9 protein-coding genes are annotated in these 17,135 nt (G+C 45.1%); 4 read left to right on the top strand and 5 right to left on the bottom strand.

Annotation, left to right across the window (positions count from 1 at the left end; genetic code table 11):
* The first annotated feature begins 45 nt into the window (after positions 1-45).
* On the top strand, positions 46-1,896 hold the full coding sequence (gene ftsZ / locus HGH91_RS29890) for a cell division protein FtsZ (protein WP_168742906.1): 1,851 nt from the start codon (positions 46-48) through the stop codon (positions 1,894-1,896).
* A 91-nt stretch (positions 1,897-1,987) separates the two neighbouring features.
* Here the strand turns inward: ftsZ and HGH91_RS29885 are convergent, their stop codons facing one another.
* The 3 genes from HGH91_RS29885 to HGH91_RS29875 all read right to left on the bottom strand — a co-directional run bounded on the left by HGH91_RS29885 (position 1,988) and on the right by HGH91_RS29875 (position 7,598).
* Positions 1,988-3,745, bottom strand: coding sequence for a DUF4091 domain-containing protein (locus tag HGH91_RS29885; RefSeq protein WP_211092475.1), 1,758 nt, complete (start codon positions 3,743-3,745; stop codon positions 1,988-1,990).
* Positions 3,746-3,942: 197 nt separating this feature from the next.
* Positions 3,943-5,895, bottom strand: coding sequence for a KUP/HAK/KT family potassium transporter (locus HGH91_RS29880; protein WP_168742905.1), 1,953 nt, complete (start codon positions 5,893-5,895; stop codon positions 3,943-3,945).
* 158 nt (positions 5,896-6,053) lie between these two features.
* Positions 6,054-7,598, bottom strand: a complete 1,545-nt coding sequence (locus HGH91_RS29875; protein WP_168742904.1) for an OmpA family protein — start codon at positions 7,596-7,598, stop codon at positions 6,054-6,056.
* Between the two features lie 313 nt (positions 7,599-7,911).
* Between HGH91_RS29875 and HGH91_RS29870 the strand changes: the two genes are divergently transcribed.
* Together HGH91_RS29870 and recJ are read left to right on the top strand one after the other, a co-directional pair.
* Positions 7,912-8,877, top strand: coding sequence for a polyprenyl synthetase family protein (locus HGH91_RS29870; RefSeq protein WP_211092474.1), 966 nt, complete (start codon positions 7,912-7,914; stop codon positions 8,875-8,877).
* Positions 8,878-8,988: 111 nt separating this feature from the next.
* On the top strand, positions 8,989-10,698 hold the full coding sequence (gene recJ / locus HGH91_RS29865; RefSeq protein WP_168742903.1) for a single-stranded-DNA-specific exonuclease RecJ: 1,710 nt from the start codon (positions 8,989-8,991) through the stop codon (positions 10,696-10,698).
* Between the two features lie 34 nt (positions 10,699-10,732).
* On the opposite strand, the gene HGH91_RS31465 is transcribed toward recJ, so the two are convergent.
* Both HGH91_RS31465 and htpG read right to left on the bottom strand, forming a co-directional pair.
* On the bottom strand, positions 10,733-11,446 hold the full coding sequence (locus HGH91_RS31465) for a dienelactone hydrolase family protein (RefSeq protein ID WP_168742902.1): 714 nt from the start codon (positions 11,444-11,446) through the stop codon (positions 10,733-10,735).
* Positions 11,447-11,687: 241 nt separating this feature from the next.
* Positions 11,688-13,517, bottom strand: coding sequence for a molecular chaperone HtpG (gene htpG / locus HGH91_RS29855; protein WP_168742901.1), 1,830 nt, complete (start codon positions 13,515-13,517; stop codon positions 11,688-11,690).
* Between the two features lie 273 nt (positions 13,518-13,790).
* On the opposite strand from htpG, the gene HGH91_RS29850 reads away from it, so the two are divergent.
* A complete protein-coding gene (locus HGH91_RS29850; RefSeq protein WP_168742900.1) occupies positions 13,791-17,069 on the top strand; it encodes an Ig-like domain-containing protein in 3,279 nt (1,092 codons plus the stop codon).
* Positions 17,070-17,135 lie beyond the last annotated feature (66 nt).

The following is a 17,135-nucleotide window of genomic DNA, read 5'->3' as shown; positions in this document are numbered from 1 at the left end:
AGTTCATTATTAATTAATCGTACTAACCCATAAAAGTATAGAGTCATGATACATTTTGATCTTCCTAAAGAAAAATCTTCTATCATCAAAGTCATCGGCATAGGTGGTGGTGGAAGCAACGCGGTGAATCATATGTATAGCCAGCGCATTGAAGGGGTAAATTTCATTATTTGCAATACCGATGCACAAGCTATTGCTAACAGTCCCGTTCCCAATAAAATTCAGTTGGGACCTCACCTCACGCAGGGACTTGGTGCCGGTGCAAATCCTGAAATCGGAAAACAGGCGACAGAAGAATCCTTTGAGGAAATCAAAAAAATACTGGAGGTAAATACCAAAATGGCCTTCATTACTGCCGGTATGGGCGGTGGCACCGGTACTGGTGGCGCCCCTATCATCGCACGTATATGTAAGGAACTGGGTATCCTGACCGTTGGTATCGTTACAACTCCTTTCTCCTACGAAGGAAAGAAAAGAATGTTGCAGGCAGATGAAGGCGTACAACGTCTGAAAGAATACGTAGACACCCTGCTGATTATCTCCAACGATAAATTACGTCAGAAATTCGGTGACCTGAAATTCAAAGCTGCCTTCGAAAAAGCAGATAACGTACTGGCAACCGCCGCCAAATGTATTACCGATGTGATCAATTCTACCGGTCAGATCAACGTGGACTTTGCCGACGTTTGTACCGTTATGCGCAACGGTGGTGTAGCCATCCTCGGCGCAGCCCTGGCAGAAGGCGAAAACCGTGCACAGAGAGCCATCGAAGATGCACTGACATCTCCGTTGCTGAACGATAACGATATACGCGGTGCTAAATGGATCCTCATCAACATCTCTTCTTCCGAAGGTGAATTCGAACATACACTGGATGAAATGGATGTTATCCAGGCCTACGTACAAAGCCAGGCTGGTGAAGATTGCGATGTGATCCTCGGTGTGGGATACGACCAGTCACTCGACAGACAATTGGGCGTAACCATCATTGCTACCGGTTTTGAACAAAAACCTATCACCCAGCAAAAAATAGCACCCTCCACCCAGGAACGCGTAGAACCTAAAATAGTGATGCAGCTGGGTAAAGATGGCGATGAAAAGAAAATGAATCTGCAACAGCAGTCGCAAGGCCTGCTCTTCCAGGAACCACAAGACCTGATGGCGCCACGACTGATGGAACCGGTGATTACACATCCGGAACCTGTCATTCCTTATACGCCGCCTCAACCACAGCAACAGGCGCCCATCGCTCCTGCCCGTCAGAACTATGTGCTGAATGTACAACAAGTACCTTCTACCCCACAGCAACCTGACCCGCAGATACAACAACAAATGCAACAGGCAGCGCAGCAACAACAGCTACAGCAAATGCAGCAGATGCAGCAACAACAAATACAGCAACAGATGCAGCCCGTTCAACAGGTGCCACCCGCACATACACAGCAGCCAGGCGTGAATGTTATCCAGCCACAAACTGGCAACGCTGCCGGCGGATACCTGAACAGACCTTCACACATTTACGTGGAACCAGGTAGTGCACCCGCTCCTGAAATGAAGATGGTATTTAAAGAGGAAGAAGACGCCGTAAACGTACCGCCAACACCTCCGGAAGTGCCTATGCAGCAAGCATATGAAGACCTGGAAGAACAAAAACGTAAACAGGCAGAAAGAGTAGCCAAATTACGCAGCATCAGCTTCAATGTGAAAAACATGGACAATAATGCGGAATTAGAAAACGTACCTGCCTACCTGCGTAGAAACGTAAACCTGGACAATGGTGCAGGATCTGCCGAACATTTCTACTCCAATTATACTGTGAGTGGAGATCCGGCACAAAATAATCACCCGGAAATCAATACTATCAATACCTTTTTAGATGGGAAAAAGCCCGATTGATGAACACATTTGATTGTTTTTTAGTTGTGTTAAAAAAAATCCTCCGGTTCCCCGGAGGATTTTTTTATGATAACGCCTTATTAATGCCCAATTATAATTCATTCAATCCTTGTTTGGCTGCCTGCAGGATAGTAGCGGCTGGTGTGGCTTTCAGCGCCTGCACATCACAAGGTTCCAGCAACTGGTTCAGTTTATTCAAAGCGGCCATGTTATTACTTTTTGTAAACTCCTCCTTCAATAACCTGATTTTCTCAAAATCCTGTATCCCTTCTACCATTCTTTCAAAACGGATAGAAGATCTCGGTCCCGGATATACGAAATAAGTATCTCCGGCTGCCCAGGAACGGAAACGGGAATCTAACAACGGCGCTTTCACCCAGCTGTTATAAGCCCAGCGCAAATAACCGCTATATCCCTTATGCGCAGCATACCAGCCCATAAAGGCCGATTCTGCCGGAGGCGAAAACGTAAATGTATTAGGATAACCTTCTGCACAATAAGTGTAAAAGGTAGTAGGTAATCCTTTTTGTATACGCTCTTTCATTACCTCTGCCGGGAATACTTCCTTGGAGGCTACACAGTAATCGTAAATCTCCTGCGCAATAGGCGCATGATAGCTACCTGCCAGCGATACCTTGAAATCCTTATCTGCTTTCCTGATAATAGCCAGCGCCTGTTTCATGTCTTCCATGGTTCTTTCATCCATTGCAATGGCGGTAATGTTAAACCAGCCCTTCGCTTTCAGGTGTTTCACAAAATCATTCAACATCGGCTGCCAGTGGGCTGTATACTCGGGGGTACCGGGCTTCGCTACAATGAAGGTATCTTTGCCTGCAGCTTCATCATAGTAATAAAACTTCAGGTTCCACGGAATCATGCTATAACAGTTGATTTCCTTGCGGATGCCCAGGTCCATCATGAACTGTACCCATTTGTCAAACACGGTATAATCGTACACCCAGCTACCATTTTTCTTCTTCATCCATTTAACCATGGTACCATAGATGTCTTCTGTTTGTCCATTCCATGGATCATATATAATGGCAGTAGTAATTACTTTCTGTCCGGCGTCGGCCAACATCTTCATGTAGGGTCTCATCGCGTTGAAATGCGCATCACTCCAGGGTTTCACACCATATACACGAGCCACGGCATTCGGACTTTGCCACAGATCCAGGTGAAATTTCCAGTCTTTCGGCGCTGGTAATGTGCGGTCTGTTACCGTTACTTCATAAGGCAGGCTCACGGCAGTAGCCCCTGCTTTTACGCTGATACTGCCTTTATAAACGCCTGCAGGCGTATTGGCCGGCACCTGGATGCTTAACCATACCGGTTGTGTATTATTGGCGGCAATCGCTCTTTTATTAATGATATCGATGCCATCTGCTGCCAGGGAGGAGTCAAAATCTACCGTTTTCCTGTAGCCGCAACCTGTGCCATCTTTATTCAGTTCATCTGTCATAACATAGCGTACAAATCCTGTGGAGATAGCATCCGCAGCGATCTTCTGTCCTTTACCATTCTGTAGCGGCGATGTTTGTATACTCACCGATGGCTGTGCAGCGGTAGTCCAGATAACTAATTGGGTATGTACCCGCTCTCCTTTCCAGGCTTTAACGGCCCAGGAAGGGGACAATACTTTATCATCTGGCGCATTTCTTTTATCATAACGGGTATCAGCAGTACCAAATGCTACGTGCAACCGGGAGCCATTAACAGCTGTCCAGGAGGCCTGGTTAACGGGTTTGGGATCGGGCAGTTCCCTGTAGTCGCTGGAGGGAGAAGTTTGCGCCCATACGTTTTGTTGCAATGCCAGCAAGGCCAGCATGCCAAAAAATTTGTTCACCATACTAAAATTTAGAGATTCGCGGATATGGGATGTCAGGACTCAATACTGAATGTCCGTATCCCGGAAAACATCCAATATCTATAAAAAAAAGGGATTTTTCATATTTATAGTATAGACGGAAAGCAGCCATTCATCGCATAAAAAATGGGGTTTTCAGTGTGTATCTGAAAACCCCATCTCAAGAAAATGACTATCTATTAATGTACAATACGCTTCAACTGCAAATTAGTAACAGGAGCTACCACCAATGGATATTTCTCAATGGTTACATAGCTGGAATCCAGTCCAAAGCCTCTTTCTTCCGACAAGCTGATCTTTTTCAGGAAGAAATACATCTTCATCACCATCCGCTCGTAAAGCGGCAGGTCGTTGTCGTGTGACAGGAATTTTTCCATTACTATAAACTGGAAATCGCCCACCACATTATTCTTACTTAACGATTCGTAACGGCTGGTGATGTTCACTTCCTTGTTGCGTACCATGTCTTCCACCACCATTCTGAACATGAGGTTTATACGTTGTTCCACTTTAAATCCAAGGCGAAACTCCACACGTATTACTTCATTGGGAATAATAGTTTGAACAGAATATTCACTGAGATAAGGTTCATCCACCACATCTACATGCACAAACCAGTAAATATCCGCCCGCTTAGGCTTTTTGTTGAGAATAGAATAAATGATCTTATGTTCTATCTCCTTAGGATTATCCGCGCTACTCATATAAACCAGGTGGGTAGCATATTTGGGGATAGAAGTATCGTTACTGAGTTCCTGGATAATAGGCAGGTAATCTTCCAGGCGGACAAACTCCACATAACGGTTCTTGATCTTACGTGACTTGAACCATACAATCATGACCAGGAAGAGCGCGCCGGCTATTATCACGGTAACATAACCGCCATGCATGAACTTTACTACGTTGGCGAAGAGGAAAGAAAATTCTATCGTAAAATAGACGACCAGGTATAACAGGATCCAGCCTACCCATACCCGTTTGGTATATAGATAAAATGCAAACAGGCAGGAAGTCATCAACATACAAATAGTGATAGACAAACCGTAGGCAGCTTCCATGTTACCTGATTCCTGGAAAAAGAGCACAATGGCGGAGCAGCCTACAAACAGCATGGAATTGATACCTGGAATATATAGCTGGCCTCTCATTTCAGTGGGATAGTTTACCCGCATTTTAGGCCACAGGTTTAACCGCATGGCTTCAGAAATAAGCGTAAAGGAACCTGAAATGAGTGCCTGACTGGCAATAACGGAGGCCATGGTAGCGATCAAAACGCCAAAAATGATGAACCATTCCGGCATGATAGTAAAGAACGGATTTTGATCTTTTGGAAGAATCTGTCCTTTTTGGGTAAGTAGCCAGGCACCTTGTCCGAGGTAGTTTAAAATAAGACAGGATTTTACGAAAATCCAGGATACCCGGATGTTGCCTCTACCGCAGTGACCAAGATCCGAATACAGGGCTTCTGCTCCCGTAGTACAAAGGAATACTGCGCCTAAGATCAGGAATCCTTTGGGATAAGTAGTTAAGAGCTCAATAGCATAATGGGGGCTAAAGGCTTTAAAGATGCTGAGGTCATCGGCAATATGTGAAATACCTAGGATACCGAGCATAGAAAACCAGAGTACCATGATGGGACCAAACATGCGGCCTATAGATACCGTACCGAACTGCTGCATTACAAAAAGCCCGGTAATAATGGTCAATACAATCTTTACGATGGTCATTTGGCCAAGATCCTTGAAGACTTCCAGGGTTCTTAAACCTTCAATGGCGGAGGTAACAGTAATGGGAGGTGTGATGATGCCATCTGCCAGTAAGGCAGCGCCTCCTATCATGCCGAAGGTAACCGCCCATTTGGCGTGACGTCTGACAAGGGCATAGAGGGAGAAGATGCCTCCTTCTCCTTTATTATCTGCACGAAGGGTCAATATAACGTATTTAACAGTGGTTTGCAGGGTAAGTGTCCATATAATACAGGATATACCTCCAACTACCAGCAGATCGCTGATGGGGTTTCCTCCTACAATGGCTTTGAACACATAAAGTGGAGATGTTCCGATGTCGCCATAGATAATGCCGAGTGCTACTACCAGACCAGCCAGGGAGACCCTGTTAATATTTATTCCCACGTAATAAAAAGTTGGTTAAAAAAGCCTTCAAAATTAGGGGTAAATATTGATACTCCAACAATAAATAATTATAGTGGAAGTATCCGCTACAAAGAGAAAACCTCCCCCGATTGAACGGGAGAGGTTTTCCTAGTTATCATCTTAATGAGTGATACTGATTAGTTAGCAGGAGCTAAGTCAACAGTGCCAGACTCACCAGGAGTGTTTTGTTTGATGAAACGACCGCGGTCGATTCCTTGTTTGTCAGCCAGGTAGTCGATAACTGAATCAACACGACGGCTGCTCAGGTCAACACCACCTTTTTTACCTTTAGCACCTGCGTGGCCAGTAACCAGCACGTTGCAAGAAGGATTAGCTTTCAGCGTAGAGGCAACAGAAGCCAGGATAGCTTCCTGATCTTTACCAACTTTGGTAGCAGCACCTTTGAATGAACAGCTAGGCAATACCAGGGAAGAGCAACTAGCAGTTGGCTTGTTTTTGCAGCATTCTGGATCTGGGCATTTACCAACACCATCAGCGTCAACTGGCTGGCAGTAAGTTGGAGTGATCAGCTGTTTGTCTTTGTAATCAGGAACGCCATCACCATCAGTATCTTTAGCAACACCGTGAGAATCAACTGGTGCACCTGCTGGAGTGTTAGGTTCGCGATCGAACTGGTCAGTTACACCGTCACCATCAGCATCAGGCAGAACCGGAGCTGGGATCTTCATGTGACGTGGGTTGCTCAGCTCGCTGTAAGCGTATTCCAGTGGGTTGATCCACCATAATGGCTGTACGCGTTTAGAAGAGTTACCCAGGTTGAAGTTCAGACGTAAGCTGGTGTAAGAATAGAAATCTTTGGTAGCACCGCCTGGTCCAGGATAACCATCCAGGTAAGCGTCAAATGGCAGCGTCAGTTTTTCTTCAACACCCAGGTTGAAACGTTTGCTGATTTTGAATGCGATACCAGTACCTACGTCCAGTGCGTGACGCAGTAATTGGTTGTCGTTGTGACGGCCAATAGCGATTCTGTTACCCTGAGAAGGAGCATTTTGCTCGTATTTACCATCTTGTAAAGACTTCAGGTCTTTCACGATGTCATGACGTTTCTGACCAAAGTTGATGGAAGAATAGTCATAACCGTTACCGTTTGCATCCAATGCGTCAACGTCAACGTCAGCAACTACCAGGGAGTAACCTGCCAGTACATACCAGTTAATTTTAGGTTCTGCTCTGTAGAACAGGATATTGCTCAAAGAGGCAATCATATCCAGAGACAGCTGGTGGTTCTGAGATTTGTAGTTAGGAACGTAGAATCCGTTCTTTGCAAAGGTTTTAGCCCAAGGACTAGCAACACCCGGATTTTCGTAAATGCGATTGTAGTTCTGACCTTTATCGATAGAACCGATGTACTCAGCTCTCAGGGAGAATGTATGACCCAGTGCTTTTCTCAGGGAGATACCACCACCAAAACCTGGTCTAGGGTTAACTGTTCCATCAATCAGGTGTAAACCACCGCTTAAACCCAGTTCCCACATATCTCTCGGTTTAGCCGGGAAATTCGATTGGTGGTTCGTGAAGTTATTTTGTTGTACCATACGCTTGCTAGACACTTTGGTGCTATCCAAAGCATCGTAGCCGGTTGGTTGAACCTGTGCAAAACTAGTAGATGCTGATAGTAAACCCACAGCGCCTGCCAGTAATAAGTACTTTTTGCTTGCCATAATTGTTTTTTTTATTAAAAACTGTTAAAAATTTACTAATAACCCGTTTTTTACCTAGCAAAGGTAAATATCATAAATGAATATACAAATTTTTCTTGCAATATTATTTTCATTGATAAGTCCTTCAATATTAAAGCGTAAATGAAAGTATTTATATACCTTAAATCCAGCTAAGTTAAAGGAATGCATACCTCGTGTTAATGAAATCTTTATCTCTTGTTAAGAGAATGTTATACTCCATATACAAATTAAAGGCCAAAATGTTAAAATGTGATTTATAAAACCTAGCTTAGCAATCCTTTTTATTTCATACATGGACGAGATTAAACACCTGATAGGGAAAGAATTACAGGATTTCGAAAGCAAGTTTGCAGATTCAGTAAAAAGTCATGTGCCATTGCTGGACAGGATCATGCATTACATTGTGAAACGCAAGGGAAAGCAGATCAGGCCCATGTTTGTTTTATTATCCGCTAAGCTTTTTAACGACAACATCCAGGAAAGCACTTACCGCGCAGCAGCGTTGGTAGAACTACTCCATACCGCCACCCTCGTACACGATGACGTAGTAGATGACGCCAATGAACGCCGGGGGCTATTTTCTATCAATGCCCTGTGGAAAAACAAAATTGCAGTACTGGTAGGCGACTATCTGCTGTCAAAAGGTCTGTTGCTGTCGCTGAATAACAATGACTTCCGGACTTTACAGATCCTGTCAGAGGCGGTAAAGGAAATGAGCGAAGGCGAACTGCTCCAGATTGAAAAAACAAGGAAACTGAATATCAAAGAGGATATTTACTTCGAAATCATCCGCCGCAAAACAGCCTCCTTACTGGCTTCCGCCTGCGCTGCGGGCGCATGGAGCAGCAGCAATGATGAACATACCACCGAACAAATGCGCCTTTTTGGCGAAAAAGTAGGCGTTGCCTTCCAGATAAAAGATGACCTGTTCGATTATGGGTCCGCCAAAATTGGTAAACCTACCGGCATCGATATAAGGGAGAAAAAAATGACCCTCCCCCTCATCTATACCCTGGAACACGCCACTTCAGATACCAGGAGAAAGATTATTAATATAGTAAAAAATCACAATACAGAAAAAGACCGCGTAGAAGAAGTTATCCGGTTAGTAAAAGCATCCGGTGGAATTGACTATACCCGCCAAAAAATGTTCGAATACCGGGACGAAGCCCTTGCCATTTTAAATAAGTTCCCGGAAAATGCCGTCAGAAACGGACTGGAATCTCTGGTACGCTTTACAACGGACAGAACATTTTAGAAAGAATAAAAAATAATGTAATATGCAGATGAAGCTGAAAGCAGCGAGCTAACAGCAGCGGGAGATAGTAGTGGAGATACAGGCGAAGCTTTCGCTTCTTAAAACATAATAATGCAAAAACGCTGGACAGTAAAAGCATATCAACCAAATCAGGAACAGTTACTACAGTCTTCATTGCGCATACACCCTTTGCTATGTAGGTTGCTGGTACAACGCAATGTGACCAATTTCGAAGCTGCCCGGCAATTTTTTCGCCCTACACTGGAAGATCTCCATGATCCCTGGACAATGAAGGACATGGATAAAGCCATTTCAAGAATTGAACAGGCGTTTTTTCAGCATGAAAAAATATTGATATACGGCGACTACGATGTAGACGGCACCACCGCTGTAGCGACTGTGTATGCTTTTCTACAAAAACTCTACGGCAATATCGAATTCTATATCCCGCACCGGTACCGCGAAGGATACGGTATTTCTATGCAAGGCATCGAATACGCGAGGGATAATGATTTCAGCCTGATCATTGCGCTCGACTGCGGCATAAAATCTATTGAACATATCACTATCGCCAAAGAATGGGGCATCGACTTCATTATTTGCGACCACCATCTGCCGGATGCCATACTTCCTCCAGCAGTAGCCATCCTGAATCCCAAACAAACAGATTGTCCTTATCCTTATAAAGAACTCAGTGGGTGCGGCATCGGCTATAAACTGATTTCCGCTTTTGCACAGAAAAGAGGACTTCCTCCTTCGGACGCCAACCAGTACCTCGACCTGGTTGCCACCAGCATCGCAGCAGATATTGTTCCTATGACCGGTGAAAACAGGGTACTTGCCTTTCATGGTCTCGTAAAAGTAAATACCGATCCGCTCCCGGGCATTAAAGCTTTGATTACGCTTAGCGCCCTGAAGGAAAAGTTAACGATCGCCAACCTCGTATTCGTTATTGCTCCCCGGGTAAATGCAGCTGGCAGAATGGATGACGCCAGAAAAGCAGTAAACCTGTTTATTGAAAAGGATGTAGAAAAAGCTGCTGCTATTGCCGCAGTATTACATGCCGATAACTTCGACCGGAAAGAAATCGACAATACCATCACCCAGGAAGCCATTGTGCTCCTCCAAAATGATGCAGATATTGCCACAAAAAAATCTACTGTACTATACCAGGCACACTGGCATAAAGGAGTAGTAGGCATTGTTGCCTCCAGGCTTATCGACAAATATTATTACCGGCCAACAATTATCCTCACTCAATCGAATGACGACAAAGTTGCCGGATCCGCACGTTCTGTAATGGGATTCAATGTATACGAAGCTATTCATCAATGCAAAGACCTGCTGGAAAATTATGGGGGCCATTTTTATGCGGCCGGCATGACCATGAAAACAGAAAATGTAAAAGCATTCCAGGAGCGCTTTGAAGCAGTGGTAGCCAATACAATACGTCCCGATCAACTGGTCCCTGAAATTGTGATCGACTCTGAAATACAGTTATCCGATATTACACCGGCGTTTTATAATATTCTTAAACAATTTGAACCCCTGGGACCAGAAAACCTGCGCCCCGTTTTCCTGGTGAGAAACGTCACAGATAATGGTTATTCAAAAATTGTAAAAGATGAGCATATCAAATTCTCTGTAAAACAAAGCAGATATGGTCCTGCTATGTCGGGGATTGGTTTTTACATGGCAGACAAATTCAGCATCTTAGCAGATAAAAAGCCATTTGACATGGCGTTTACCCTCGATGAAAATGAATGGAACGGACAAACATCCCTGCAACTCAAAGTAATTGATATCAGGCGCCCCCAGTAACGAGATCTACAGGAAATACTTATGTAGCTGCTGTTTATTTATGTTGTGCCAGCAACCAGGTATACACATCTGCATTGGCATAAGTACGGGTCCAGGCATCATGGCCACCATTCGGGTATTCTGTATATTTCACATTACTTCCCAGCGCTTTCAATGCATTTACCAGCACCCGCGTATTATTTACATTGACAGTAGGGTCATCTGCGCTGTGGAAAGCCCATATAGGCATAGTTTTCAGGTTGGGCATCCTATTTACATCCCCGCCGCCGCTAATAGGAATAATAGCAGCAAATTTTTCAGGATGGGCAGAGCTCCAGTCCCAGGTACCGAATCCTCCCATACTCAAGCCAGTGAGATATACCCGGGTTGGGTCCACGTGATACTTTTCCAATACTTCCTTGTACAATATATCGAGATACTGCGGATTCCACCACCCGCTTAAACACTGCGGTGCAATGATCACGAAAGGCTTCCCCCCTGCCACTTTTACCAGTCCTACATTTTTCAGCACATTCACATTATTACCCATTTCTCCTACACCATGCAGGAAAAACACTACCGGCCATTTATAACTTTTCTTCTCATTATAACCATCGGGAACATATAGAAGATAATCGCTGATGTTTCCCCCTTTGGTGTCAATCTTTTGCGCGGTAATACCTACCGTTTGCCGGCTAAAGGAATCTTCTGCTGCAGGCGGTGTAACAGGAGTAGTGGTCGAAGGCGGTGTAGTTTCCACAGGTGTCACGGGCTCCGTTTTTGAACAGGAAAACAGAGCGGGCATACAAGCCACCATGACATAACTTAAAAATTTAATTACTCTTTTTTTCATATAACTACCAAAAACTAAAAGTCCCCCGTCGCTAAAACGACGGGGGACAGGTTTTACAATATTTTCCTTCTGCTGGTTAAAATGCAGTTTTCCGGGGGTTACTGCAAATTAAATAACAAAAACAGGAAATGAAATGTTTTTTTATTGTATAGCTATATTATTTTTTTTCTGCCATCAATTCTACACTTCTATTTACAAAAGCGGTGAGATCTGCGCCGGTCAGCAGGTTCTGAGATAATAATGCCAGGTCTGCCAGGTTCTTTATTTGCTTCTGTTGCAAGGTATTATCATTTTCTTTCAGGATCTGGGTATATACCGGGTGATTGGCATTTACAGTCATATTGATTTCGTCGGGCATGTTGGCGTACCAGTTCATTCCGCCACCGCCCATGGCTGCCATATCTTTCATACGGCGCATAAACTCAGGACGTGTAACAATTACCGGTTGCGCTTCAGCGCTCAGTCCTTTCATTTCCACTTTGATATTGGGCTGGGTCACCTGGGCGCCAAACAGTTCTTTCAATGTACCTTCCTGTTCCTGCGACAATACGGTGGTAGCGTTTTCTTCTTTATCAATCAGGTTATCTGCAATATCAGCATCTACGCGGGTGAACGATACATTCTCCCATTTCATTTCCATATTATTGATAAAGGCAGCATCCACCAACGTTTCCATTTTCACTACCTTGTATCCCTTACTGATCGCAGCTTGCACATAGCTATCCTGTTGTACAGGATTGGTAGCATATAAAATGACGAGTTTCTGTTCTTTATTGGTTTGCAACGCTGCAGCGGCAGTGCGGTATTCTTCCTGTGTATAAAACTTACTACCTGCCACCTCTTCCAGCAACAGGAATTTATTGGCTTTTTCCAGGAACTTGTCATCGGTCATCATACCGTATTTCACAAACAGACCGATAGAATCCCACTTCTCTTCAAAAGAAGTACGGTCATTCCGGAATATTTCATCCAGTTTGTCAGCTACTTTTTTGGTGATGTGCGCATTGATTTTCTTTACGTTAGGATCGCCCTGCAGATAGCTGCGGCTCACGTTCAACGGGATATCCGGGCTATCAATCACACCATGCAGCAGCATCAGGAACTCAGGTACAATATCCTTTACTTCGTCAGTAACATATACCTGGTTGGAATACAGGTTGATTTTATCTTTCTGTAGTTCGTAGCTTTTGTTGATTTTCGGGAAATAGAGTATACCAGTGAGATTGAATGGATAGTCCACATTCAGGTGAATCCAGAACAACGGAGGTTCAGCGAACGGATATAATTCCTTGTAAAAATTCTGATAGTCTTCTGTTGTTAACTCGCTTGGTTTCTTTGTCCATGCCGGGTTGGTATTATTGATTTGTGTTCCTTCAAAAGTAACGGGAACAGGCAGGAACTTACAGAATTTTTCAAGGATAGCGCGTACACGTCCATCCTCCAGGAATTCTTCACTTTCCTCGTTAATGTACATCACGATTTCTGTACCTCTGTCTGTTTTGGATACTTCTTCCAGCTCATATTCCGGGCTGCCATCGCATTCCCAGCGAACGCCGGCAGCATCTTCTTTCCATGATCTGGAATAGATTTCCACCTTGCTGCTCACCATAAAGGAAGAGTAAAAACCCAGACCAAAATGCCCGATAATATTGGTGCCGCTTTCCTGTCCTTTGTATTTTTTCAGGAACTCTTCCGCTCCTGAAAACGCGACCTGGTTAATATATTTGTCCACTTCTTCTGCCGTCATGCCAATACCATGGTCTGCAATCGTAATGGTTTTCTTTTCTTTATCTACTTTTACGTCAATAGCAATATCTCCCAGATCTCCTTTGAATTCCCCAACACTGGCTAATGTTTTCAGTTTCTGAGTAGCATCCACCGCATTACTTACCAGCTCGCGGATAAAAATTTCATGATCGGAATACAGGAACTTCTTGATAATCGGGAAAATGTTCTCTGTTTGAACACGTATAGCGCCTTTTTGCATCGGTTATCTGATTTTTTCTGAACTTTTTCAAAGGGTGTGCCAGCCAGGGTTCGGCTGACAAGATGACAATAAGCATATTAATTAAATAAAAATATGATATCATAAAGCGGAATAAGAGCTGGTGGCTTTCCGGGAGGGAAATAAGTTCCTGTAAAAATCCGGATATCCATTATTGTTAGGGTTATTAACAAAAAAATCATATCCCGGGTAAACTGAATTGCGTAGATTTATTTACCGAAATCTGAAACCCTTTTTTTTTATTAAAACCTTACTATGGAAAAACCTCTACTCTGTCTGCTTATTGGCTTATTTATCGGGGGCCACGTGCATGCCCAAACGAATCCTGCAGCACAGTCGCTCCCTTATCAGCAAAACTTTGATGCACTCCCGGCCACGGCCACCGTTTATCCTGATGGATGGCAGGGATGGTCGCTAAGTGGGGCTCCCTCCGGCAGTTTCAATACTGCGGCGCCGGCAGCAGATAAAGCCCTGCTCACTGGCAGCGCTTCTTCTACCGGCAATGGCGTATACAACTACAATGGCAAATTGGGATTTCTGAATAGCGGTAGCGTAGATAATGCACTGGTGCTGGCACTCAATACCAGCGGACAACAAAATATCCAGCTGGCCTACGATGTGATGACTATCAGGAATCCTTATGACGGGAGCGCGAATACCCGTATTAATGAAGTGGTGGTACAATATCGTATAGGCAATACCGGTAATTTCATTAGCTTATCTGAAACTGCCTATCAGAGCGATACCATCGCACAAACGGGGTCGGGTATTACCACTCCGCAACATAACATCCATCAGTCAGTATCGCTGCCGCCAGCCTGCAGTAACCAATCGCTCGTGCAACTGCGCTGGGTAAACCGGCAAATCAGTGGTGGCGGCTCCAGGCCCAGCTTTGCTGTTGATAACCTGCAGGCCACGGGATCTGGTGCAGACACCACGGCGCCTGTTGCCGGCACGCTGATTCCGGCTAATGCAGCTACCGGCGTATCGCCTGTTACATCTCCCCAGGTTATTTTTAGTGAAAATATTCTGGCAGGCACCGGTTATATTCTGTTGCACAACAGCCAAACCGGCCGGATCGACAGTTTCGCCATTAACAATGCAGCTGTTGTTATCAGTAACAATTCACTGACCCTCAAAAAAACATTGCAACCTAACCGTCATTACTATATCACGATAGATAGCGCGGCTGTGAAAGACTTGTCTGGCAATGCTTTTGCCGGTATCCGTGATAGTACGCAATGGGAATTTGCCACTGGCAACCAGGAGCTGACCTATCGGTTCGATGATTGTGCGCCGAGCGGTAGCAGCCAGTTGAGCGGAGGATTCAGCCAATACAGCGTAAGTGGCGCTCAACAATGGGGCTGCACTACCTTTGGCCAAAATAATAGTAACGGCGTACAAATAAACGGGTACAGCGGCGGAGCGGTTGAAAATGAAGACTGGCTGATTTCCCCGGCTTTCGACCTGACAGGTTTTCATTATCCGCTGTTACAATTCAGCAGTCGTACGGCCTTTGCCGGTCCTTCACTGACACTGCGTATATCTACCAACTACAGTGGTACCGGCGATCCGCGGGAGGCTAACTGGACGACACTGAACGGGCGTTTCCCGGATAGTGGCAGTGATGTATGGAAATTGTCGTCCGATATTAACCTGGCGGCATTTAAACAATCCAATGTATCCATTGCATTTGTGTATACCTCCGGCCCGGCAGTACAGGCCGCCCGGTGGACTATTGACGACTTTATACTCAGCGATACTACCGCAGCGCCGGCGCCAACGCTTAACAGCAGCCCCGGGGCACTGGATTTCGATTATGTAAAGTCCGGGCAGTCACCTTCTCCCCAAAATATTCATTTCTGGGCCAATGATTTTACTGCGAACCTTAACATTACCGCCCCTGCCGGCTTCCAGGTATCCCGCGACAGTAGCAACTATGGCAATACAGTAGCCTTTAACGCAGGAGAATTGCAGAACGGACCGAAAGACATCTCGGTAAAATTTGTACCTGGTGTAGCGGGACAGGCTTATACCGGGAATCTTACCTTTAACGCAGGTAGCTTTACTGATAATCATATCCAATTATCAGGTACTTCCCTACGGTCGTTAAAAGTGGTGAACTGGAATATTGAGTGGTTTGGCAGCCCGGTACAAAACCCTGCCAATGATAGTTTACAGCAGGCCAATGTAACCAAGGTATTACAATCGCTCGATGCTGACATTTTTGCGCTGGCCGAAGTAGTGGACACTGCCCGCTTCCGGGCGGTAGTGAGCCAGTTACCTGGTTATAGCTACGTGCTGTCTGACTTTGGCTCGTATGCCGATAGCGTGACGGACGTAGATTATGTGAGTGCGCAGAAGCTGGCGTTTGTTTATAAAACAGCAGTGATCCGGAAGATACGTACCTATGGAATATTACGGCAAAACGGCAGCAGTAGCGCTTATTATAACTGGTCATCGGGCCGTTTCCCCTACCTGATGGAAGCTACCGCCAAACTGGAAAACGATTCAGCCCGCATACAGTTTATCCTGTTACATGCTAAGGCCAATACCGGTACCAAACCGGATAAAATCACTTCCTGGCAGCGGCGTAAAAATGGTGCTAAAGAGCTGAAAGACACCCTGGATGCGCAGTATCCGTATAGCAATATTATTATGCTGGGAGATTTTAACGATGATCTGAATAAGACCATCACTACAGAATTGTTGCCGGATACTACGACTTCTTATATCGATTTTATGAATGACAGCCTTGACTACCGGCCTTTGACACTTCCGTTGAGTTTGTCCGGACAGCGGTCTACCATCAGTTATCCGTCGGTGATTGATAACGTGATTGGCTCCAATGAAACCGGGGTAGCTTATATTCCTGGATCGGCCCGTGTACAAACGCAGGTAGAGAAGCTGGTAAGCAATTATGGCGCTACTACCACCGATCATTACCCGGTGGTGAGCCGTTATAATTTACAGGTGCTGGGGAATCCGTTACCTGTCAACGCATTTGACGCGAGACCAGATGGCAATAAGGTATTGGTAAGTTGGAAGACGCCTTATGAAATCAACAGCAAATACTTTGTGGTAGAGCGTTCCAGGAATGGCCGGAGCTATGAAGCGGTGGATACTGTGCTGGGACAGGGCAGTATCGCGGATGCGTCGGCCTATATTTCTTACGATGAACAGCCCTGGCCGGGTTTCTCACAGTATCGCCTGAAGACGGTGGGATTGGATAACAGTATCAGGTACAGCCCGGTCAAACCAGTCTTTATGATAGGTAAAGACCTGTGGTTGAAGTTATTGTGGTGCGTTTTTGGTCATCAGTTGCAATATTGGCTGGATTGGCCGATGAGTGGTCCCGCCAGTGTGTCGTTGATTGATGTGCAGGGAAGGGTGCGATATGAGGGCAGAACCGAGCTGATCAAGGGAAAAAATTACAAAACGGTCAATATTGATCAATTGCCTACTGGTGTTTATTTCCTGCGGGTACAATCGGGGATGCAGGTACAGGTAAGTAAGATTTTCATTAGCCGCTGATCTTTTTGAAAAAACCATGTAAATGAGTGGCCGCCCTGGGGGTTTCCGGGGCGGTTTTCTATTTCA

Origin of the sequence: Chitinophaga eiseniae (genome assembly GCF_012641265.1) — a bacterium.
Lineage (GTDB): Bacteria > Bacteroidota > Bacteroidia > Chitinophagales > Chitinophagaceae > Chitinophaga > Chitinophaga eiseniae_A.
This window is presented reverse-complemented; position numbering and strand designations above follow the sequence as displayed.

Bases quoted from the DNA above. Each gene is read 5' to 3' on its own strand.
- HGH91_RS29875 (WP_168742904.1), bottom strand. From the start codon at position 7,598: ATGGCAAGCAAAAAGTACTTATTACTGGCAGGCGCTGTGGGTTTACTA.
- ftsZ (WP_168742906.1), top strand. From the start codon at position 46: ATGATACATTTTGATCTTCCTAAAGAAAAATCTTCTATCATCAAAGTC.
- HGH91_RS29850 (WP_168742900.1), top strand. From the start codon at position 13,791: ATGGAAAAACCTCTACTCTGTCTGCTTATTGGCTTATTTATCGGGGGC.
- htpG (WP_168742901.1), bottom strand. From the start codon at position 13,517: ATGCAAAAAGGCGCTATACGTGTTCAAACAGAGAACATTTTCCCGATT.
- HGH91_RS29870 (WP_211092474.1), top strand. From the start codon at position 7,912: ATGGACGAGATTAAACACCTGATAGGGAAAGAATTACAGGATTTCGAA.
- HGH91_RS29885 (WP_211092475.1), bottom strand. From the start codon at position 3,745: ATGGTGAACAAATTTTTTGGCATGCTGGCCTTGCTGGCATTGCAACAA.
- recJ (WP_168742903.1), top strand. From the start codon at position 8,989: ATGCAAAAACGCTGGACAGTAAAAGCATATCAACCAAATCAGGAACAG.